The sequence below is a fragment of the Patescibacteria group bacterium genome, from assembly GCA_041671645.1.
Lineage (GTDB): Bacteria > Patescibacteriota > UBA1384 > XYA2-FULL-43-10 > 1-14-0-10-43-13 > JBAZBD01.
On the sequence record JBAZBD010000001.1, the window covers coordinates 632,622 to 652,491 of the forward strand.

A 19,870-nucleotide genomic window follows, 5' to 3' on the forward strand; every position below is an offset into this window, starting at 1 on the left:
TTATGCTTTCGCAGTTATAACTATTTTGCTGATTTGGCCTGTTCTTTGGCCATCTTGCCACCGTGTCCACGGAATTTTCTTGTTGGAGAAAACTCACCCAATTTGTGTCCGACCATTTCCTCAACAATAAAGACTGGAATGTGCTCTTTGCCATTGTGGACTGCGAAACTGAATCCTACCATTTCTGGGATGATTGTAGCGCATCTTGACCATGTCTTGATTGGTTTTTTGTCGCCAGTTGCTTCAGCTTTCTTGACCTTTGCAAGGAGCCGCTCATCAACGTATGGACCTTTTTTGAGTGATCGTGACATATTTTCCTTATTTCTTCCGTCTAGCGATAATTAATTTCTGGCTTGATTTCTTCTTGTTTCGTGTTCTCTTACCAAGCGCAGGCGCACCCCATGGAGTTTTTGGATATTTCATACCGATTGGAGAGTGACCCTCACCACCACCATGTGGATGGTCGACAGGGTTCTTTTCTTTACCCAAAACAGTTGGTCTGATACCCATGTGACGGCTTCGGCCGGCTTTACCGATATTGACCTTGTTGTGGTCGATATTGGAGACAACTCCGATTGAAGCGTAACACTCGGCTAATACCTTGCGAGTTTCCAAGGAAGGCATCCGGATGATAGCATAAATGCCATCAACACCAAGCAGGGTTGCAAAATTACCAGCACTTCTGGCCATCTGTCCACCTTTGCCTGGAGTCAATTCGATATTGTGAATTTGTGTTGAAGCAGGAATATTTTTGAGCTTCATACGATTACCCATTTTGGCAGGAGCGATCTCGTCAACGCTGACAATCTGTCCAGCTTCCATACCGTCTGGGGCCAAAATATATGATTTTGAATTGTCAGGGTATTCTACCAAAGCGATATTGGCAGATCTGTTTGGGTCATACTGAATGCTAGTCACAGTAGCTTTTTCGCCGATTCTGCTAGTCATATCCAAGTCAACCATACGATATTTTCTCTTGGCTCCGCCGCCCTTGTGCATCACTACAAGCTCACCCTTGTTATCACGGCCAGAGCCGCGTTTGATACCAAAAGTCAGAGACTTCAAAGGTTTAACTTTGTCGACCTGAAAGTCGAGGTATGACATTCCTCTTCGGCCGTTGGTTGTAGGTTTTACTTTTATGATTGGCATAATATTCTAAATAAACGGATGGCTGATTTTACTGATAACAGATTTTTTGTATTATCTGCTTATCTGTTGAATCGGTTATCCTTTTCTGTTACTTTTTCTTTTCTCTTACTTTGACAGTTGTATCCTTGTCCTCTTTGACTGCCTTTTCTTTTGTCTTTGGGCCTTCATTTTTGGACTTGTCTTTGCCCTTGTCCTCAGTCTCAACTTCGAAAAGATCAATCTTGTCGCCCTTTTTGAGGGTCAAAATTGCTTTTCTAACATCTGAGCGTCTGCCAAATCCTTTTTTGCCCTTTTTGATCTTGCCTGGGATATTGATGGTATTGATCGAAAGAACAGTAACATTGAAAAGATCCTGAACAGCTGCTCGGACTTCATCCTTGCTGGAGCTATCGTCAATAATGAAGGTAAACTTGTTTTCAGATACCTTGGCGAAGCTTTTCTCGGAAACTAATGGTTTTTTAAGAATGTTTTTCATTTATTTGGTGTATAAAGTCTCGAATTCTTTGAGGCAAGCCTCAGAAACGATAACCTTGCTTGATGACATGATGCTGACAATATCGAGCTTGCCTGGCATTGAAAGCTTGACGCCTGCAATGTTGCGGAATGACTGTGCGGCGAACTCATCTTCAGAGCTTATAATAACAGAAATTTTACCGAAAGCCTTAACATTGTCCAAGATCTTAGAAGCATCCTGTGTTTTTGGGGCTTTAAGCTTCAAGGAATCGATAACGATCCCCTTCTCTTCTGTCAAAGCTTGACCAAGAATTGCTACAATTGCTTTTCTCTTCAGGCTTTTGTTGATTCTGGTGGTATAATTTCTCTCGTTTGTCGGGCCGAATGCAACACCACCACCAACAAAGTGTGGAGCGCGGCGTGAACCCTGACGAGCATTACCAGTACCCTTTTGTTTGTATGGCTTCTTGCCAGTACCAGAAACTTCGCTTCTGTCTTTGCTATTTGAGATAGCATCGCGCATTGAATTGCGAAGATAATCAAGATACAAAGCCAAAGCACTGTCGCTTATTTTTGCCTCGAAAATGGGGCTAAGCGCCAAATCTTTAACTTTCTCACCGGATTGATTTAAGACTGATATTTTCATAATAATTATTTCGAATAAATCCTCAAGATTGCGCCATTGTTTCCTGGAATTGCGCCAGAGATCAGAATTGTCTCTTTGTCGATGTCGACAACTTTGAGATTTTGAACAGTGATGACAGTAGCGCCCATATGGCCGGCCATGCGGCGACCCTTGACCACACGCTGTGGTTGCTGAGCACCGATTGAGCCTGGCTCTCTCACATTGTTACCACCGTGAGATTCAGGACCACGTTTGAAGCCATGTCTCTTGATCGTACCAGCAAAACCCTTGCCCTTGGTCACACCCTGTACGGCAACTGATTCGCCAGCGACGAGATCCACTTCGAGATTTTGACCAACTTTGTATTGATCAGCATTTTCGATGCGGAACTCAGTAATTTTGAGGTCAACTTCTTTCTTGCCCTTCTCTTTGACAGATTTGATTTGAATAGCAGAATATCCGTCCTTATCGGCGGTTTTGATAGCAGAAACGCTAGATGGAAGGATCTTTACAACAGTGACGGCAATATTCTTGCCCTCAGCGTCGAAGACTCTCGTCATATTCACTTTTTGACCTAGCATGAACTTCATAAGTTGCAGAACCATACGAATAGCGAATTTCACTAATTACGAATGGCAAATAATTTAATACCTTACCGCTGGATATAATTGTTTACATCCAATGGAGGATATCCCGGTATAAGGAACCGGGATCTGTAGGGGGTGAGCTCACGTGAGCTCTGGTAAATGCGCCGTTGGCGCGGAATCGACTGCCCGACGGCTGAGCTGATAAGAGCTCTGCGTATGAGTCAGGCAGTGGCTACCACTATATTTCCGGGCATCACTCCGGGTCGCAGCCGTGGTAGCTGTTCTGGCTCCCGAGACAGGACTTGAACCTGCGACCAGTGGCCTATAAACCACTTGCTCTACCAACTGAGCTACTCGGAAAAACCAATGAAACTGGAGCCTCCTGCAGGGGTTGAACCTGCGACCTCTGTCTTAAATAGACAAGTGCTCTGGCCGACTGAGCTAAGGAGGCTTCGCTTTCGCGAAATGTAAAGTACAATCTAAGAGTAGAACAATGCCATATTTGGCAGTTACCAAGCGGAGGTACCGTGCAAAGGTTATGTTCCGCTACTTTGGTTGAATATGCCGTTGTTCTACTCAGTTGAGTATACTTATCCGATATTTGGTTGTGAAATACGTGATTTACTCCAAAAAAGAATGTGGCCATAGATCTTAGCTGATTCCGCCAGCTGGCGGACAACTCGATATCTACGACTTGCTCATGGAGCTTTCAAATTATCTGATCTCAATATACCGAATTTGACTCGAAAAGTCAACTGCCTTCGGCAAGTTGAAAGTCCATCAAGTCGAAAGTCATAAAGCAACTATTTCTAGCACCTTATGACTTTATAGACTTTACGAACTTTATAACTTTTGACTAGTCGATCTAGATCGACTACATTTTGATTTCGATATCTACGCCGTGTGGAAGGTCCAAGCTCATAAGATTGTCGATCGTCTTTGGAGTTGGGTTAATAACATCGATCAATCTCTTGTGTGTGCGCATTTCGAACTGTTCGCGAGCATCCTTGTGAACATGAGGCGATTTCAAGACGGTAATCTTGCACTTCTCAGTTGGCAGTGGGATTGGACCAGCTACTGTGGCCCCGCTTCTGATCGCGGTTTCGATAATCTGCTCACACGATTTGTCGATAATTCGATGATCGTATGCCTTCAGGCGTATTCTGATTTTTTGTCGTACTGCTTGCTTCTCAGCCATGTTTTATTCTCTGTTTAAGCCGTTGTGACTTATGTAACTTATTTGACTATCTTTGTAACTACACCGGCACCAACAGTTCGGCCACCTTCGCGGATAGCGAATTTGAGACCTTCTACCATAGCGATTGGCTGGATCAAAGATGCTTTGACCTGAGCGTTGTCGCCTGGCATGATCATCTCGGCGTCAAAGGTGATTTCACCTGTAACATCGGTTGTGCGGATATAGAATTGTGGTTTGTAACCTTTGAAGAATGGAGTGTGTCGTCCGCCCTCTTCTTTGGTCAAAGCGTAGATTTCAGCTTCGAACTCAGTGTGAGGAGTGATGCTACCTGGTTTGGCCAAAACTTGACCGCGCTCGATATCTTCACGCTCAATACCACGAAGGAGAAGACCAACATTATCACCAGCTTGTCCCTGATCGAGCTGTTTCTTGAACATCTCTACCCCTGTAACAACTGTTTTGCTGGTTTTGCGGATACCAACGATCTCGACTTCCTCACCAACTTTGACGATACCCTGCTCAATACGACCAGTAGCAACTGTGCCACGACCCTTGATTGAGAAAACGTCTTCAACTGGCATAAGGAACGGTTTGTCGAGCTCACGTTTTGGCTCTGGAATCCACTCGTCGCAAGCCTTCATCAATTCGTCGATAGAAGGAGTCCACTTTGGATCGTCCTCACCAGCCTTGAGAGCTGAGCCACGAATGATTGGGGTATTGTCGCCATCATATTTGTATTTGGTAAGAAGTTCACGAACTTCCATCTCGACGAGATCCAAAAGCTCTGGATCGTCGACCATATCGCATTTGTTCAAGTAGACAACGATTGATGGAACGCCGATTTGATTTGCAAGCAAGATGTGCTCACGTGTCTGAGGCATAGGTCCGTCAGTAGCTGCAACTACAAGAATAGCACCGTCCATTTGAGCGGCACCAGTGATCATGTTTTTGACATAGTCAGCATGGCCAGGACAGTCTACGTGAGCGTAGTGTCTCTTCTCAGTTTCGTACTCCTGGTGAGAAGTAGCGATGGTAATACCACGCTCTCTCTCTTCTGGAGCATTGTCGATATCAGCAAACTTCTTCTCAGTAGCCATACCCTTTTTGGCTAAATTGTGAGTGATAGCTGCTGTTAAAGTTGTCTTACCGTGGTCAACGTGACCGATTGTGCCAATGTTTACATGTGGCTTAGTTCTTTTGAATGCTTCTGCTGCCATTGCAATCTCCTCTTAAATATTTATTTATTTGCCTAAAAACTATAACAAAAATGTGAACTTAATGCAAGAGTAATTGAAATTATTTCTTGCGCTTTTCGATGATCGTCTGTGCGACGTTGTTTGGAACCTCTGCATAGTGATCAAATTCCATCACTGCGGCCGCTCGTCCCTGTGACATTGAGCGTAAGCTGGTGGTATATCCAAACATTGAAGCGAGAGGAACAAATGCGTTGATGAGCTTGATACCGTTTGGTCTGTCTTCCATCTTGTTGATTTGACCACGTTTGGCGTTCAAGTCCCCGATAACATCGCCCATGAAGTCTTCAGGGGTAGTTACTTCAACTTTCATGACAGGCTCGAGCAATACTGGCTTGGCTTTCTTGAAACCGTCCTGGAAGGCCATAGAAGCGGCGATTTTGAAGGCAACCTCAGAAGAGTCAACTTCATGGTAAGAACCGTCATATACCTCTGCTGTGACGTCAACAACTGGGTAACCAGCAATAACACCACGGCCCATAGCTTCCTTGATACCCTCTTCGATCGGTTTGATATATTCACGAGGGATAGCGCCACCAACGATAGAGTTGATGAAGACAAATCCTGCACCCTGCTCAGAAGGCTTGAGTCTGAGCCAGCAGTGACCATATTGACCACGACCACCGGTCTGACGAATGTATTTACCCTCTTGAGTGACTTCCTCACGAATAGTTTCGCGGAAAGCTACCTGTGGAGCACCGACATTGGCTTCGACTTTGAACTCGCGTTTCATACGATCTACGATGATCTCGAGGTGAAGTTCGCCCATACCAGCGATAATCGTCTGAGAAGTTTCCTCATCAGTTCGAACACGGAAGGTAGGGTCTTCCTCGGCCAATCTCTGTAGAGCGATACCCATTTTTTCCTGATCAGCTTTGGTCTTTGGCTCAATCGCAATATCGATAACTGGCTCTGGGAAGGTAATCTTCTCGAGAATTACAGGGGATGTGAGATCGCAAAGCGTGTCACCAGTAGTTGTATTAGAAAGTCCGACAGCGGCAGCGATTTCACCAGCGTAGACTGTGTCTACTTCCTCACGGTGATTGGCATGAAGTCGGACGATTCGGCCGATTCTCTCTTTGTTGCCAGTAGTAGAGTTTAGAATATATGAACCCTTGGTCAAAATACCGCGATAAAGGCGGAAGAAGATCAATTTACCAACAAATGGGTCAGTTGCGACCTTGAAAGCAAGTGCGGCAAATGGCTCGTTGTCGACTGGATTAACGTCAACTTCTGCATCAGTCTTGGGGTCAATACCACGTGCTGGTGGAACATCGAGAGGAGAAGGAAGATAGGCTACGATTGCATCAAGCAAGGAAACTGCGATGACACCGCGTCCGTCGCCACCCAATACTGGGTAGAATTGGCCAGAGATACAAGCTTTACGAATAAGTATTTTCAGCTCTTCGTTTGAGATTGATTCGCCGCCAAGATATTTCTCCATGAGCGCGTCATCATACTCAACAACTTTCTCAACCAGCTTCTCGCGCCACTCATTGGCCTTGTCTACCATATCAGCTGGGATCTCAACTTCTTCGAGCTTGTGATCTTTGTAATCCTTGTAAGTGTAGGCTTTCATGTCGACGAGATCGACGATACCGTTGATCGCCTGCTCAAATCCGATTGGGATCTGAATTGGTGAGGCATTCTTGGAAAGGCGAAGGTGCATAGACTCGAGTGAGCGATAGAAGTCGCCACCGGTTTGATTGATCTTGTTGATGAAGCACATACGAGGAACGTTGTACTTGTCGGCTTGGCGCCAGACAGTCTCAGACTGTGGCTCTACGCCCATCTTGCCATCGAAGATGACTACTGCACCGTCGAGTACACGAAGAGAACGCTCAACCTCTACAGTGAAGTCTACGTGGCCTGGAGTATCGATAATATTGATGCGGTGATCTTTCCAAAAACAGGTGGTAGCAGCTGAGGTGATGGTAATACCACGCTCACGCTCTTGCTCCATCCAGTCCATGGTCGCAGCACCTTCATGAACCTCGCCGATCTTGTGGACGCGGCCGGTGGTGTACAAAATACCCTCAGTGACGGTGGTCTTGCCAGCGTCAATGTGAGCGATTGTACCAATATTTCGAACTCGGTCTAGTGTGTAGTCTCTTGCCATAAATTTCCTAAGTAATTCTTAATTTTTATTCGTTAATTTTTATTCAAATTCAAATTTGTAATTCTAAATTAATAATTGATTAGAAATTAATAATTAGGAACTAAAAATTTGATTGCCCTAGCAATCTAAAATTTTCCCCATTTCCGTTCAATATTAACACAATTATTCCCAAAGTGTCAATCGTGATTGAACGTGCCACAAATAGGCCATAAACGACAATTCCCTCACCCGCTGTGGGGTGAGGGACTGCAATCCTTATGGGGACTATTGGTTCACGGTTTCGACCGTGATTTCGGTGACCGTCGTGGTCACCACTTTTCTGAATCTCAGCACGGTGACGGGGGGAAGCTCCGGCTCTGGTCTCTTCGAGACGGGCCGAATCATCGCCATTCGTGCTGCGACGGCCTTTGCCCGAACCTCGGGCTGGAGAATCTCACTGTACTGGGTGGCGAGATCCAAGATCTGCGCCTTTGCAGCACGTGTCTTCATCGACACAAGCAATTGAATAAGTTCAATCGCCTCGTCGACCCCTCCGGGTTTTGACCCTTTTACTACGATTTGGCCAGCAATCTCGCTAGCCGTCTGCTTCTGCATTTTCTGCATCCTCCGTTTTGTATTACCGCTATGCTTGCGGTAGACCAATTCTAGCACAAATCACCTTGACATGTCAAGGGAAAAGGAGTATAATATTAATTATCCAAAGAGCAGTTCGTGCTTGGAGGAAGATTTCTAAAGGAGGTAACGCTCATGCGTTACACATTAATAATCCTGGCCATCGTGGCTATTATCCTTCTGAGTGGGTGTTCTGGCCTACAGGCTAAGTTCCCACGGATCGAAAGGGTCCGCATGGACCGACCCTCGTCCTCCTTTATCGTTGTGACCAATAGGGCAGACGGCTATGTAAATGCCGAATGCTACTATCTGGTCGACCATCTTGGCCAGCCAACGTCCAACGCGGCTGGTACGAAACATGTCGTTTTCACGACAAATCAGGTCAAAGTGATCGGGTTTGATCGTGAAAGAGGTCAGGCAATATTTGTCGTGACATCAGGCTATTGGGACTCGCTCCCCACAGCGGTCCCTGTTTATGTGGCGGCCCAGTATTCAAACTGGGTCTGGGATTATTCCCACCCGCAAAACAATGATCCTTCGACGTATGACGCCAGCACCTCTGGCTTGTTCCGATTTGATGTCGGAGCAACCGAGGGTGTCTCGGTATATTAGACCCAATTTAATTGGGATCAGGCAGATAACAGGAAGTTATCTGCACTGAAAAATGATCTTCTCTAGCAGGAGATCATTTTTTATTTACACAATTCAACCACGCAATTGAATTATTCATTCAAAACCTATAAATCATGTCTATGATTTTGAAACGATCGTTTCTTATTCTTAGACAGACTTTGAGAGAATTCCAAGTATTGATTTGTTGATACTGCTTTGCTCTGCGATGAAGCTCGCAACGTATTCTTCGACTTTGTACTCAATCGATGCCAGCTCAACAAATTCGGCCGCGTCTTTGTCGGTGACCCACAAGCTCCTTTGGATTTGTTTGAAACCCATCCGTTTCAGAACCTTACGGAAATTATTTCGGCGAGTGCTCAAATATTCTGGGATATCGAAAGAAACAAGTAAGAAACGATCAATTAGCTTGTTATGCTTCACAATTTTGTCGGCCACCTTCAATCTTGCCTTGTTCGTAAAAACGATAGACTCCTGCGCGTCCTGCCTGATCTCAATATATTTTCGCCTTTTCATGGAGTCAATAAATTTGCAGAAATTCCGATAGGTCAGTGTTGGTTCAGCATAGTAAAGCTGTCTGTAAACTTCTTTCCGTCCTCCTGCAATGATCAAAAATGACTCGGTTAACCCGAGGACAGAATCCAAAACCCTTTCCAAGGTAAGCGACGCCGCTTGAGCAATATTTTCTTTTAACTCCTTCTCCATACATTAATCTTATTACGATTTATTATATATGTCTATGATTTTGAAACGATCGTTTCTTTTTCATAGACAGTTTGCAAATGATTGCTAATAACGAGCCGATTTGGTATAGCTTTATTAAGATCAAACCTCAAAGGAGAAATTTGATGCAAAATTGGATCGAAGAGATAGCCAATAAAATTGGAGTCGAGTTTTCTCGGCATCCCCTCACTCTATTACTGCTTGACCAGATCAAACTGGTCGAAGAGTCCGATTGTGTACACAAAGACAATCTTCTCGAGACATTCGAAGTGTTCGTCTCAGCAGAGCACGACACCGCCTATATGGCGCTTGATTGGCTGGCCGAGGCAAGCGAAGGCGAGTGCAGCGAGCCAGAATGTGTACAGCACGCCTCGATAATGTTGGTTGCCATTTTCACCGGAAAGGGAAGTATCCTCAACGTACTGGCTTCAGGCGACAAATGTCTGTATACGATTAAGCACTTCTACGAAAAAAATCGAAGGAACAAAGAGTTGAAGGCTTTCAACCGCCTGTGTCTTGCCGCTCTCAGACATGCAGGAGTAGACTTCTCCCAATGTCTTGAAATAGATGAATCCTCCTGGGGATTTATTAAAATTGCGGAGGCGCACAAATGGATTGTTGATAGTAGTTATTATGACCGTTTCGAAGCGAATACCAAGAAAAAACCCGAGGGTTCTTAGCAATAGCAAGAATCCTTTTTTATTTCTCTCCAAAATTGCAAACCATGAGCCGATTTGGTATAGCTGTATTAGAGATCAAATCCATACAAGAAGGAGGCATCTGATGCCCGGATTGCCTGAATATCTCAAACAGATCAGCACCCCTTTCGCGGAGCATCCGCTCACGAATTTCCTGATTGACCAGATCGAAATGGCCAATTTGACCAATTTTCCTGGCAAGCACAATTTACTTGCCACTTTCGAAGAGTATGTCCTCGCGAGAGGCTATAATGTTTACCTTGAAAATTTGGCGAACGACAGCCGCGGCAAAAGAAATCAGCCCAAATGCGTTCAGTACGCCTCGCTGATTCTGACCGCCCTTTTCACCGAGAAGGCAGTCGTACTCAATTCGTTTTATCAGGGCAATTCAAGCCTGGACGCGCTTATAGACTTTTACGATGAAAATCGTGAAAATGATCAGCTCAAAGACCTAACCTGGCTATGTCTTGCCGGACTTGCACACGCAGGCGTCGACCTGTCCCAATGCTATGGCATAGCAAATTGGCAAACGGAGGGTCTGATCGAATCACCGCTCCAGTGGATTATCGCCGGAACATATTCCATCCGTCTGGAGGCTAATAAGCAACCAAAACCCGAGGATTCTTCGCAGTAGCAGGAATCCTTTTTTAATACCAAAAAACGGCCGAAGCCGTTTTTTGTCTGAAATAGTTGTCTGAGGCCAAAGAAATCAAAATCTTTAATTGCTTTGGTCCCAGTCGATGCTTTGTGCGATCGACCGGATAGTTTCCCTACTCAGGCTCGCTGACCCATAGGCCGCGATTCTGAAGGGAGGTCTTGTAACTGTCGTAGGCTCTGTCAGCGGCCCCTGGAGCGGTGGTGATATCGAATGTGTCCCAGATATCACCGGTTTGGGGTAATGCCTTGCATTCCTCGTAAAATGCAGACCTACTCCCCTCTTCGGGGAAAGTGAATTCAATGAACTCAACCATCCGTGATTTGTCCCCTTCGAACATCCAGCTGCTGAACTTGTTGGTCCAGCAATAGGCTTCGCGGTCGAAGGGTTTCAGCCGCAGGTAGGCTTCATACGCTTGCCTTTCGGCAACGTGGCTCAGGTATACCGCCAATTCGTACTGGTCGGTATAACCGTTATACTTTCGGGCCGGATTGTGCTCGGTGTACTGCTTATCAAGCAAGGCCACCTGGCGGGTGCGCTCGCGATACTCGTCATAGACTCGTATTGCGAAAGAAATCCTTGCCCAATCGGGCGTTTGCGCAGCGATAATTTGCTGCGACTTCTGCTGCTCGATGGCAGCTCTGGCTTGTGCTTTTTCAGCACCAACGCGTTGTCCATACTCATAGCACACGCTACCAGTGATGGCGCAAATTACAGCCATAATGACCAACTGGCCAAAATGAATTCCTATTCCCTTCATTACTGTCTCCTTTTTCGCATTTCGCGGGATAGATGTACTTATATTACTACATTTTGTCCTATTTGTCAATGGTAAATACAAAAATGGCTCCGGGTGAGCGGAGTCATTTTCTATATTCTGTGAATCTATTTGATTAGAATCTGGCGAAGTGGGCGAAAGCCTTGTTGGCCTCGGCCATTCTGTGAGTATCTTCCTTCTTCTTGATCGCGTTACCTTCACCTTTGAAGGCGTTGATGATCTCAGAAGCAAGCTTCTCGTTCATAGGGCGACCCTTCTGGCTGCGAGCTGCGGCGATAACCCAGCGCATAGCGAGAGTATTTCGTCTGTCCTTGCTAACTTCCATAGGCACCTGGTAGTTTGCGCCACCGATACGTTTGGATTTGACCTCGACGATTGGACCAACATTTTTGATCGCCTGATCGAAGATTTCCATCGGATCGAGCTTGAGCTGTTCGCTAGCTTTCTCAAAAGCCATGTAGACGATTCTCTCGGCGATGGTCTTCTTGCCGTTGACCATAATGTAATTGATGAGCTTGGCGATCACCGGGCTGTTAAATTTAACATCCACACCGATCGAGCTCTTTCTGATTTTGACGTGACCTCTTGGCATAATCTATTTCCTTTCAAACAATCGATGAATAATTCTTATCTTTTCTAAATCGACTGCTTTACTTTTTAACTTTATACTTTATAACTTTTAACTATTCTTTCCCTGCTTTGGCGCCGTACTTGCTACGAGACTGTTTGCGGCCTTTGACACCGGCCAAGTCGAGCTTGCCACGAACGATATGATATCGCATACCTGGAAGGTCTTTCACACGACCACCACGGATTACTACAACTGAGTGCTCCTGGAGATTGTGGCCTTCACCACCGATATAAGCGTTTACCTCATAACCATTGGTTAATCTGACACGGGCGAATTTACGCAAAGCTGAGTTTGGTTTCTTTGGTGTCATAGTACCAACTTTGATACAAACACCGCGTTTTTGAGGACAACCAAGCTTAACCGGCTTGTTCTGAAGAAAGTTAAAAGTATTCTTCAAAGCGGTTGTCTTTGATTTTCTAGTGGTTTTCTGTCGACCCTGTCTGACTAATTGATTGATTGTTGGCATAATTCTTGTTTCTACTTATCGTTTTATTAAATTAACATAAAAGTTTTATTCTGTCAAAGCCTCTACTGGCGCTTCGATAGGCTCCTCTTCGGGAGCGTCTTCTGGCAAATCGTCACGATTGACGTTGAATCCAGTTCCAGCTGGGATCAATTTACCGATAATAACGTTCTCTTTCAGGCCCTCGAGATAATCAACTTTGCCGGAAATGGCAGCGTCGATCAGAATAGAAGTTGTCTCCTGGAAAGAAGCGGCGGAGAGGAAGCTCTCGGTCTTCAAAGCAACTCGAGTAATACCCATGATCAGGTCTTCGTATTTGACCTGTTTTTCACCCTTGGCGGCATAACCCTTGTTCTTCTCGTTGACTTCATATCTAGAGACGATCTGGCCTGGCAGGTATTTCTCATTGCCCTCTAATACTTTGACTTTGCTGTTCATCATACGGATGATGACTTCAATATGCTTGTCATTGATATCCTGGCCCTGTGTTTCGTAGATGGCCTGAACCTGTTTGATGATGTAACTCTGAGTTTTGGCTGCACCAAGTAATTTCAAACTCAAAGCGAGATCGAAGTGGCCTTCAGTCAATTGCTGACCCTTGGTAACCTGATCGCCGTTCTTCACAAGAAGTTGAGTGGTCTTGGCAGTTGTATACTCAATCGCGACTTCACCAGCTCCGGAAATCTTGGCTTTTCGACCATGAATTACGATTACGCCGGTAGCAGTTGCTCTAATTGGCTTGACTTCGGCTTTGGCGCCTTCAGCTACGACCTGATTCTTCACAACCTTGTCGCCATCGTTGACGATGAAATTGTAAGTGGCAGTAAGTGAAATATTTTCGTTCTGAATGCCCTGTCCAACAACTGTGATTCGGTAGATATCGCCATCTTTCTTGACTGATGCGACACCGGCAACCTCTGAGAGGATGGCTGGTTTCTTCGGTGTGCGAGCTTCAAAAAGCTCTTCAACACGAGGCAAACCTTGAGTAATATCTTCACCAGCTGCACCACCAGTGTGGAAGGTACGCATAGTGAGCTGAGTACCTGGCTCACCAATAGCCTGAGCGGCGATAATACCGACAGCGGTACCGATCTTGACTGGGTGACCAGTTGCAAGGTCAACACCATAACATTTCTGGCAAACACCACGTTCGGCTTCACAGGAGATCAGGGAGTAAGCATCAATTTCGGTGATTCCCTTTTCGTTTAGGGTTTTAATCTCTGGCTCAGTAAGTCTAGTTCCCTCTTTGATCCCAGCGACTGCCTTGCCCAGAACTCTACCCATAATATATTTGTCCCAATTTTCGCCGATTTCTTCGTAGAATTTCTTCTCGATTGTTCGGGTATTCTTGGTGCCACAGTCTTCGACAGTGATGACAACATCTTGAGAGACGTCGACAAGACGACGAGTAAGGTAGCCAGCTTCTGAAGTACGAAGAGCTGTATCAGCACGACCCTTTCTGGAACCGTGAGTTGATACAAAGTATTCAAAAACAGAAAGTCCTTCTTTGAAGTTTGAACGGATAGGAAGCTCGATGATTGCACCAGTTGGGTCGGCAACCATACCTTTCATAGCGGCAACCTGGGTCATCTGTGAGATATTACCACGAGCACCTGAGCTCATGATGATATATAGGTCGTTGAGCTTTGGAAACTCAGCCATCATATCTTTTTCCATCTGAGCCTGAGCCATCATCCAAGTCTCTACGACTTTGGCATAACGCTCTTCGTCAGTAATCAAGCCACGTTGGTATTGTCTCTCGATAGTTCGGACCAATTCAGTAGAATCAGCCAAAATTTTCTCTTTTGAGACAGGAATGTGAATGTCTTCGAGAGCGAAAGTAAAGCCGGCTCTTTGGGCATATTTGAAACCGAGGTCTTTCAAGTCATCAGCGAACTGAGCGGCGCGATCAATGCCATACTGGTGATAGATCCGCTCCATCATCTTGCCAATCATTTTCTTGGTCAGGGCTTCATTGACGTAACCAAAAGTCTCAGGCAAGATTTCGTTCAAAATCAAACGTCCACAAGAAGTTTCGAGGACTTGTCCGTCAAATTTGACTTTGATCAGGGCGTTGATGTCGATGTGACCCAAATCACAGGTCGTCATAACTTCATGAGAATCTCTGAAAATCATACCTTCGCCCTTGGCGCCTTCGATAACGGCGGTAAGATAGTTGGCACCCAAGACAATATCATATGAAAGTGAAAGTACTGGGTCTCCTGAAGCAGGTTTCAAAAGGTTTTTGGCTGAGAGCATAATCTCTCGAGCTTCCTGTTGAGCATTGTCAGAAAGTGGAAGGTGGACGGCCATCTGGTCACCATCAAAGTCAGCGTTGAAAGCTGAACAAACGAGAGGGTGGATCTGGATAGCTTTACCCTCGATAAGGATTGGTTGGAAGGCCTGAATACCAAGTCTGTGAAGAGTTGGGGCACGGTTTAGCATCACGTATTTGTTCTTGATGACGTCTTCTAGGATGTCCCAAACAAAGGACTCGCCACGCTCGATCAATCTGGTAGCATTTTTGACATTGTGAACATAACCATCAGAAATGAGGCGGCCGATGACAAATGGCTTGAACAGTTCGAGAGCCATGACCTTTGGCAGACCACATTGGTGAAGTTTGAGCTTTGGACCGACGACGATTACACTTCGACCTGAATAGTCGACACGTTTACCGAGCAAGTTCTGTCGGAAACGACCCTGTTTGCCACGAAGCATGTCAGAGAGTGAGCGAAGTTTTCTTTTGCCACCTGTTGAGGAAGCGATCTTGTCTTTGCGAGCTGAGTTGTCGATCAATGCGTCAACAGCTTCCTGAAGCATACGTTTCTCGTTGCGGCAGATAACTTCTGGTGCACCTTGAGAGAGTAATCTCTTCAAGCGATTGTTGCGGTTGATGACTCGGCGATATAGATCGTTTAGGTCAGAAGCGGCAAAACGGCCACCATCAAGTTGAACCATAGGACGAAGATCTGGTGGAATAACTGGAAGTCTGGTCAAAATAAGCCAGGCAGGATTGATGCCGGCGATTTTCATATTTTGTAATACTCGAAGTCTCTTGAGCAACTTGGTACGAGTGAGACCAACCTGTTTGCGGGCTTCCTCGTTGACCAATTTCATATTGGCATCAATATCATACTTTTTAAGCAGTTCGAGGATAGCTTCGGCACCGATACCGACTTTGACGATTTGACCATATTTCAGGTTCAATTCTCGGTATGTTTGCTCAGAAATGATTTTGCCGATAGACAAACCGTTGAGTTCTGATTTGGTATCACGATAAACCTGCTCGATTTCCATCTTGGCAATTTGCGCAGCTTCTTCAGTCGATTTGCCAGAAATGAAGTCCTTGTACTCTTTCTCAAGACTCTCAAGACTTTGCTGTTTCAACTCTTCGTTGATGTCCAAGATGACGTAACTGGCAAAGTATGAAACTTTCTCAATGTCAGCGCCAGACATGTTCAAAATGGTGGCAACGACACTTGAAGTGCCCTTGATATACCAGATGTGAGCGATAGGGACAGCCAAGTCGATATGACCAAGTCTGACACGACGGACAGCTGATCTAGTGACTTCGACTCCACATTTATCGCAAACTACACCTTTGTAGCGGATTTTCTTGTATTTTCCGCAATAACATTCCCAGTCCTTGGTAGGGCCAAAAATTTTCTCGCAGAAAAGACCGTCGCGCTCTGGTTTTTGAGTTCGGTAGTTGATAGTTTCAGGCTTCAGCACCTCGCCATGTGACCATGTCAGGATGTCTTCAGGTGAAGCTACCGAGAGTCGGATAGCTTCGAAGTCAGTGACTGACACTTGATCTCTTACTTCTGTATTCATATATTCCTTATATTAGATATCTTAAGTATTAAATTGGCCTAGGCGATTTCCTCTTCTTCTGGCGCTTCATCCTTCTCTTCGTCGAAGACGATGTCGTCCTCAGCTTGAGTCTGTTCTGAAGCAATCTCAGTCAAAGTTTCATCAAATTTCTCTTCGTCATCGAGATCATCAACGTCGTCAGTTTCGTCAATTTCATAAACTGTATTTACTGGAGCGGCGACTTCTGTTGGTTTCTCGACTGGTCTGTTCTCAAGGATTTGAGCCTCTTCTTTGGTGCTGATAAGGTCAACATCAAGACACAAGCTCTGAAGTTCCTTGACCATAACATTGAAGGCTTCTGGAATAATTGGTTTTTGAATCTTCTCGCCCTTGATAATTGATTCGTAAATTCGACTTCGTCCGACAATATCGTCTGATTTGATCGTGAGCATTTCCTGAAGTGTGTGAGCGGCACCGTAAGCTTCAAGAGCCCAAACTTCCATCTCACCAAATCTCTGACCACCGAATTGAGCTTTGCCACCAAGTGGCTGCTGAGTAATCATAGAGTAAGGTCCAACAGAACGTGCGTGCATCTTGTCGTCAACCAAGTGATGAAGTTTCAAAATATACATGATGCCAACGGTTGATTTGTGGCAGAATGCCTCACCAGTTTCACCGTCGTAGAGCTGGACTTTACCATCTTCTGGCAAGCCCTGTTCCTTCAATCTACCCTGGATTTCTTTCCAAGTGATACCTTCGAATACTGGGGTAGCGATTTTGTAGCCACCTGAAAGTGCGGCAAGACCCAAATGAGTTTCCAGGATCTGACCTACATTCATACGTGAGATAACACCAAGTGGGTTTAGAATTACATCGACTGGGCGACCGTCTGGCAAGTAAGGCATATCTTCTTCTGGGAGGATGACTGAGATAACACCTTTGTTACCATGTCGACCAGCAAGCTTGTCACCAACTGAGATTTTGCGAAGCTGAGCAACTGAGATTTCAACCATTTGATATACACCAGATGGAAGCTCGTCGCCGTTTTCCTTCGAAAATACTTTGACGTTTACGACTTTGCCGTATTCACCATGAGGTAATCTGAGAGATGAGTCACGAACGTCTTTGGCTTTTTCGCCGAAGATTGCGCGAAGAAGTTTTTCCTCACTAGAAAGCTCGGTTTCACCTTTTGGAGAAATCTTGCCGACCAGGATGTCGCCTGATTTGACCTCAGCGCCAACTCGGATAATACCCATTTCATCAAGGTTTGAGAGAGCTTCTTCGGAAACATTTGGGATGTCCCGAGTTAGAACCTCAGGCCCTAGCTTGGTGTCGCGAACTTCGATCGAATATTGTTCGATATGAACTGATGACAAAGTATGATCTCTGACAAGTCTGTTGGAGATGATGATAGCATCCTCGTAGTTGCAACCACCCCATGACATGAAAGAAACGAGAAGGTTTTGGCCAAGAGCAAGCTCACCGTGGTCAGTAGAAGATGAGTCTGCAATGACGTCATCAGCTTTGACTGCGTCACCAACGTTCACAACTGGGCGTTGATTGATCAATGTGCCCTGGTTCGAGCGCATGAATTTATCAAGTGAATATTCTTCTTCGACACCCTTAGCTGATTTGACACTGATAGAGCGAGAAGAAACTTTGGTAACTGTACCATCATTTTTGGCGAGAACGATCTGGCCAGAATAATGAGCAGCTGCCTTCTCTACGCCGGTACCGACAACTGGAGAGTCTGGCTGAATCAAAGGCACAGCTTGACGTTGCATGTTTGAGCCCATCATGGCACGAGCGCCATCATCATGCTCTACGAAAGGAATAAGTGAAGTGGCGATAGACACAATCTGTCTTGGGCTAATATCCATGTACTGGACTTGCGTAGCAGGAGCAGTATCTGGATGACCAAAACGGCGGACAATGACTCTATCCTCTTTAATATAGCCTTTTTCATCGATTTCGACAGAAGCTGGGGCGATAATCGCCTTTTCTTCGGTTCCGGCATCGAGATAAACAATATCGTCAGTAACCTTGACCTTGCCGTTTTCAACCTTGGCAATACGATATGGGGTTTCCATAAATCCGTATTCGTTGATCTTGGCATAAGTGGCCATGTAGGAAACGAGACCAATGTTTGGACCTTCTGGCGACTCGATAGGACAGATACGACCGTAGTGAGATTCATGAACATCACGAACTTCGAAGCCAGCACGTTCTCGAGAAAGACCGCCTGGGCCAGTAGCTGAGAGAGTACGTTTGTGCTCGAGCTCTGAAAGTGGATTGGTCTGGTTCATGAACTGTGAAAGCTGAGATGAAGAGTAAAACTCTTGGAGAGCAGCAACAATTGGGCGAGAGTTTACAAGTGCGGCTGGAGTAATATCAGCAGGATCCAAAACACTCATTCTGTCTTTGATAATACGCTCAACTCTGAGCAACCCGACACGAACACGACCTTGGACTGATTCGCCAACGGCCTTGATACGACGATTCTTGAGAGCGTCTGTATCGTCTGGGAGAGCACCTGGAGTATTGTTGAGTCTGATAATTTCTTTGATCACATTGATGAAGTCATCTTTGCGCAGAACTCTGTTTTCTGGAGTATTTTTGATATCAACTGCGAGTCTCTGATTCAATTTGTATCGTCCTACTCGGCCCAAATCATAGCGTTTTGGGTTGTAGAACATTGTTTCGATGAAAGATTTGGCTGATTCTGGAGTTGCCAAATCACCTGGTCGGATTCTCTTGTATGTTTCGACTAGGCCTTCTTCTGCATTTTTGGCTGGGTCTTTGGCCAATGTAGCGTCGATATATCGTACCTCTTCGGCGTCATCGACATCGGCAAACAAAGCTGAGATTTCTTCGTTGGTGCCATATCCGAGCGCACGGAGGAAAGTAGTAATTGGGATTCGGCGCTTGCGATCAACTTTGACAGTGATTACGCCCTTAGCGTTTGATTCAAGCTCGAGCCAAGCGCCGCGATTTGGGATGATTTTGGCACCGAAATAGTTGCGGCCGTTGATCATCTCTGAGGTGAAAAGTACACCGTAGGAGCGAACAATTTGAGATACGACACAACGCTCGACACCATTGATGATGAAAGTACCGTGACCGGTCATGAGTGGAAAATCACCCAAGAATACTTCGCCCTCTTTGATTTCTTTGGTTTGCTTGTTGAGTAATGACAACTTGACACGAAGAGGAGCCTTGTAGGTCTGATTCTTCTCTCGTGCTGTTTTCTCATCAATTCTTGGCTTATCGAGATAATAGTCGCCAAATGATAGGGAGTAGAGTTCGTTGGTGAAATCTTCGACTGGTGAAATTTCATCAAGGAGCTCGCGTAGACCCTCTTTGAAGAACCATTCGTAAGACTTGGTCTGAATCTCGATTAGATTTGGCAATTTCTCGTAAGAAGCTTCTTTTCTCGGCAAAATTCTCTCGCCTGGCTTGGTTCTTTGTGACATCGCTCTC

General features: G+C 45.5%; 18 protein-coding genes and 2 tRNA genes. 3 read left to right on the forward strand and 17 right to left on the reverse strand.

What is annotated here, in order from left to right:
- Positions 1 to 20: 20 nt before the first annotated feature.
- The 11 genes from rpsS to WC227_03350 form a co-directional block, all read right to left on the reverse strand.
- Entirely contained in the window at positions 21 to 311 is a 291-nt protein-coding gene (gene rpsS / locus WC227_03300) for a 30S ribosomal protein S19 (protein ID MFA6963718.1), read from the reverse strand.
- 7 nt (positions 312 to 318) lie between these two features.
- A complete protein-coding gene (gene rplB / locus WC227_03305; GenBank protein ID MFA6963719.1) occupies positions 319 to 1,149 on the reverse strand; it encodes a 50S ribosomal protein L2 in 831 nt (276 codons plus the stop codon).
- A gap of 88 nt (positions 1,150 to 1,237) precedes the next feature.
- The gene (gene rplW / locus WC227_03310; protein MFA6963720.1) at positions 1,238 to 1,624 is read right to left on the reverse strand and encodes a 50S ribosomal protein L23; all 387 of its coding nucleotides are present in this window, start codon (positions 1,622 to 1,624) and stop codon (positions 1,238 to 1,240) included.
- On the reverse strand, positions 1,625 to 2,248 hold the full coding sequence (gene rplD, locus WC227_03315) for a 50S ribosomal protein L4 (protein ID MFA6963721.1): 624 nt from the start codon (positions 2,246 to 2,248) through the stop codon (positions 1,625 to 1,627).
- Positions 2,249 to 2,253: 5 nt separating this feature from the next.
- On the reverse strand, positions 2,254 to 2,808 hold the full coding sequence (gene rplC, locus WC227_03320; protein ID MFA6963722.1) for a 50S ribosomal protein L3: 555 nt from the start codon (positions 2,806 to 2,808) through the stop codon (positions 2,254 to 2,256).
- A gap of 290 nt (positions 2,809 to 3,098) precedes the next feature.
- Positions 3,099 to 3,174, reverse strand: a tRNA-Ile gene (locus tag WC227_03325).
- Positions 3,175 to 3,187: 13 nt separating this feature from the next.
- Positions 3,188 to 3,265: transfer RNA gene (locus WC227_03330), tRNA-Lys, on the reverse strand.
- 423 nt (positions 3,266 to 3,688) lie between these two features.
- Positions 3,689 to 4,012 carry a 30S ribosomal protein S10 gene (gene rpsJ / locus WC227_03335; GenBank protein MFA6963723.1) on the reverse strand — a complete coding sequence of 108 codons (324 nt, stop codon included), beginning with the start codon at positions 4,010 to 4,012 and terminating at the stop codon, positions 3,689 to 3,691.
- A 38-nt stretch (positions 4,013 to 4,050) separates the two neighbouring features.
- Complete coding sequence (gene tuf, locus WC227_03340; protein MFA6963724.1) at positions 4,051 to 5,229, reverse strand: elongation factor Tu; 1,179 nt, start codon at positions 5,227 to 5,229, stop codon at positions 4,051 to 4,053.
- Positions 5,230 to 5,308: 79 nt separating this feature from the next.
- Positions 5,309 to 7,384 (reverse strand): elongation factor G, encoded by a 2,076-nt coding sequence (gene fusA, locus WC227_03345; protein ID MFA6963725.1) that lies wholly within the window; start codon positions 7,382 to 7,384, stop codon positions 5,309 to 5,311.
- Positions 7,385 to 7,648: 264 nt separating this feature from the next.
- Complete coding sequence (locus tag WC227_03350; protein MFA6963726.1) at positions 7,649 to 7,978, reverse strand: hypothetical protein; 330 nt, start codon at positions 7,976 to 7,978, stop codon at positions 7,649 to 7,651.
- 153 nt (positions 7,979 to 8,131) lie between these two features.
- Here WC227_03350 and WC227_03355 point away from each other — a divergent pair, with 153 nt between their 5' ends.
- A complete protein-coding gene (locus tag WC227_03355) occupies positions 8,132 to 8,608 on the forward strand; it encodes a hypothetical protein (GenBank protein ID MFA6963727.1) in 477 nt (158 codons plus the stop codon).
- A gap of 168 nt (positions 8,609 to 8,776) precedes the next feature.
- Here the strand turns inward: WC227_03355 and cas2 are convergent, their stop codons facing one another.
- Positions 8,777 to 9,331 carry a CRISPR-associated endonuclease Cas2 gene (gene cas2, locus WC227_03360; protein ID MFA6963728.1) on the reverse strand — a complete coding sequence of 185 codons (555 nt, stop codon included), beginning with the start codon at positions 9,329 to 9,331 and terminating at the stop codon, positions 8,777 to 8,779.
- 143 nt (positions 9,332 to 9,474) lie between these two features.
- Here cas2 and WC227_03365 point away from each other — a divergent pair, with 143 nt between their 5' ends.
- Together WC227_03365 and WC227_03370 are read left to right on the forward strand one after the other, a co-directional pair.
- Positions 9,475 to 10,029 (forward strand): hypothetical protein, encoded by a 555-nt coding sequence (locus tag WC227_03365; GenBank protein ID MFA6963729.1) that lies wholly within the window; start codon positions 9,475 to 9,477, stop codon positions 10,027 to 10,029.
- A gap of 103 nt (positions 10,030 to 10,132) precedes the next feature.
- Complete coding sequence (locus tag WC227_03370) at positions 10,133 to 10,681, forward strand: hypothetical protein (protein ID MFA6963730.1); 549 nt, start codon at positions 10,133 to 10,135, stop codon at positions 10,679 to 10,681.
- A gap of 136 nt (positions 10,682 to 10,817) precedes the next feature.
- On the opposite strand, the gene WC227_03375 is transcribed toward WC227_03370, so the two are convergent.
- The 5 genes from WC227_03375 to rpoB form a co-directional block, all read right to left on the reverse strand.
- On the reverse strand, positions 10,818 to 11,462 hold the full coding sequence (locus WC227_03375; protein ID MFA6963731.1) for a hypothetical protein: 645 nt from the start codon (positions 11,460 to 11,462) through the stop codon (positions 10,818 to 10,820).
- Between the two features lie 133 nt (positions 11,463 to 11,595).
- On the reverse strand, positions 11,596 to 12,072 hold the full coding sequence (gene rpsG, locus WC227_03380; protein MFA6963732.1) for a 30S ribosomal protein S7: 477 nt from the start codon (positions 12,070 to 12,072) through the stop codon (positions 11,596 to 11,598).
- A gap of 91 nt (positions 12,073 to 12,163) precedes the next feature.
- On the reverse strand, positions 12,164 to 12,577 hold the full coding sequence (gene rpsL / locus WC227_03385; GenBank protein ID MFA6963733.1) for a 30S ribosomal protein S12: 414 nt from the start codon (positions 12,575 to 12,577) through the stop codon (positions 12,164 to 12,166).
- A 45-nt stretch (positions 12,578 to 12,622) separates the two neighbouring features.
- On the reverse strand, positions 12,623 to 16,411 hold the full coding sequence (gene rpoC / locus WC227_03390) for a DNA-directed RNA polymerase subunit beta' (GenBank protein ID MFA6963734.1): 3,789 nt from the start codon (positions 16,409 to 16,411) through the stop codon (positions 12,623 to 12,625).
- Positions 16,412 to 16,449: 38 nt separating this feature from the next.
- Positions 16,450 to 19,863: a DNA-directed RNA polymerase subunit beta gene (gene rpoB / locus WC227_03395; GenBank protein ID MFA6963735.1), complete on the reverse strand. Its 3,414-nt coding sequence runs from the start codon at positions 19,861 to 19,863 to the stop codon at positions 16,450 to 16,452.
- Between the last annotated feature and the right edge of the window lie 7 nt (positions 19,864 to 19,870).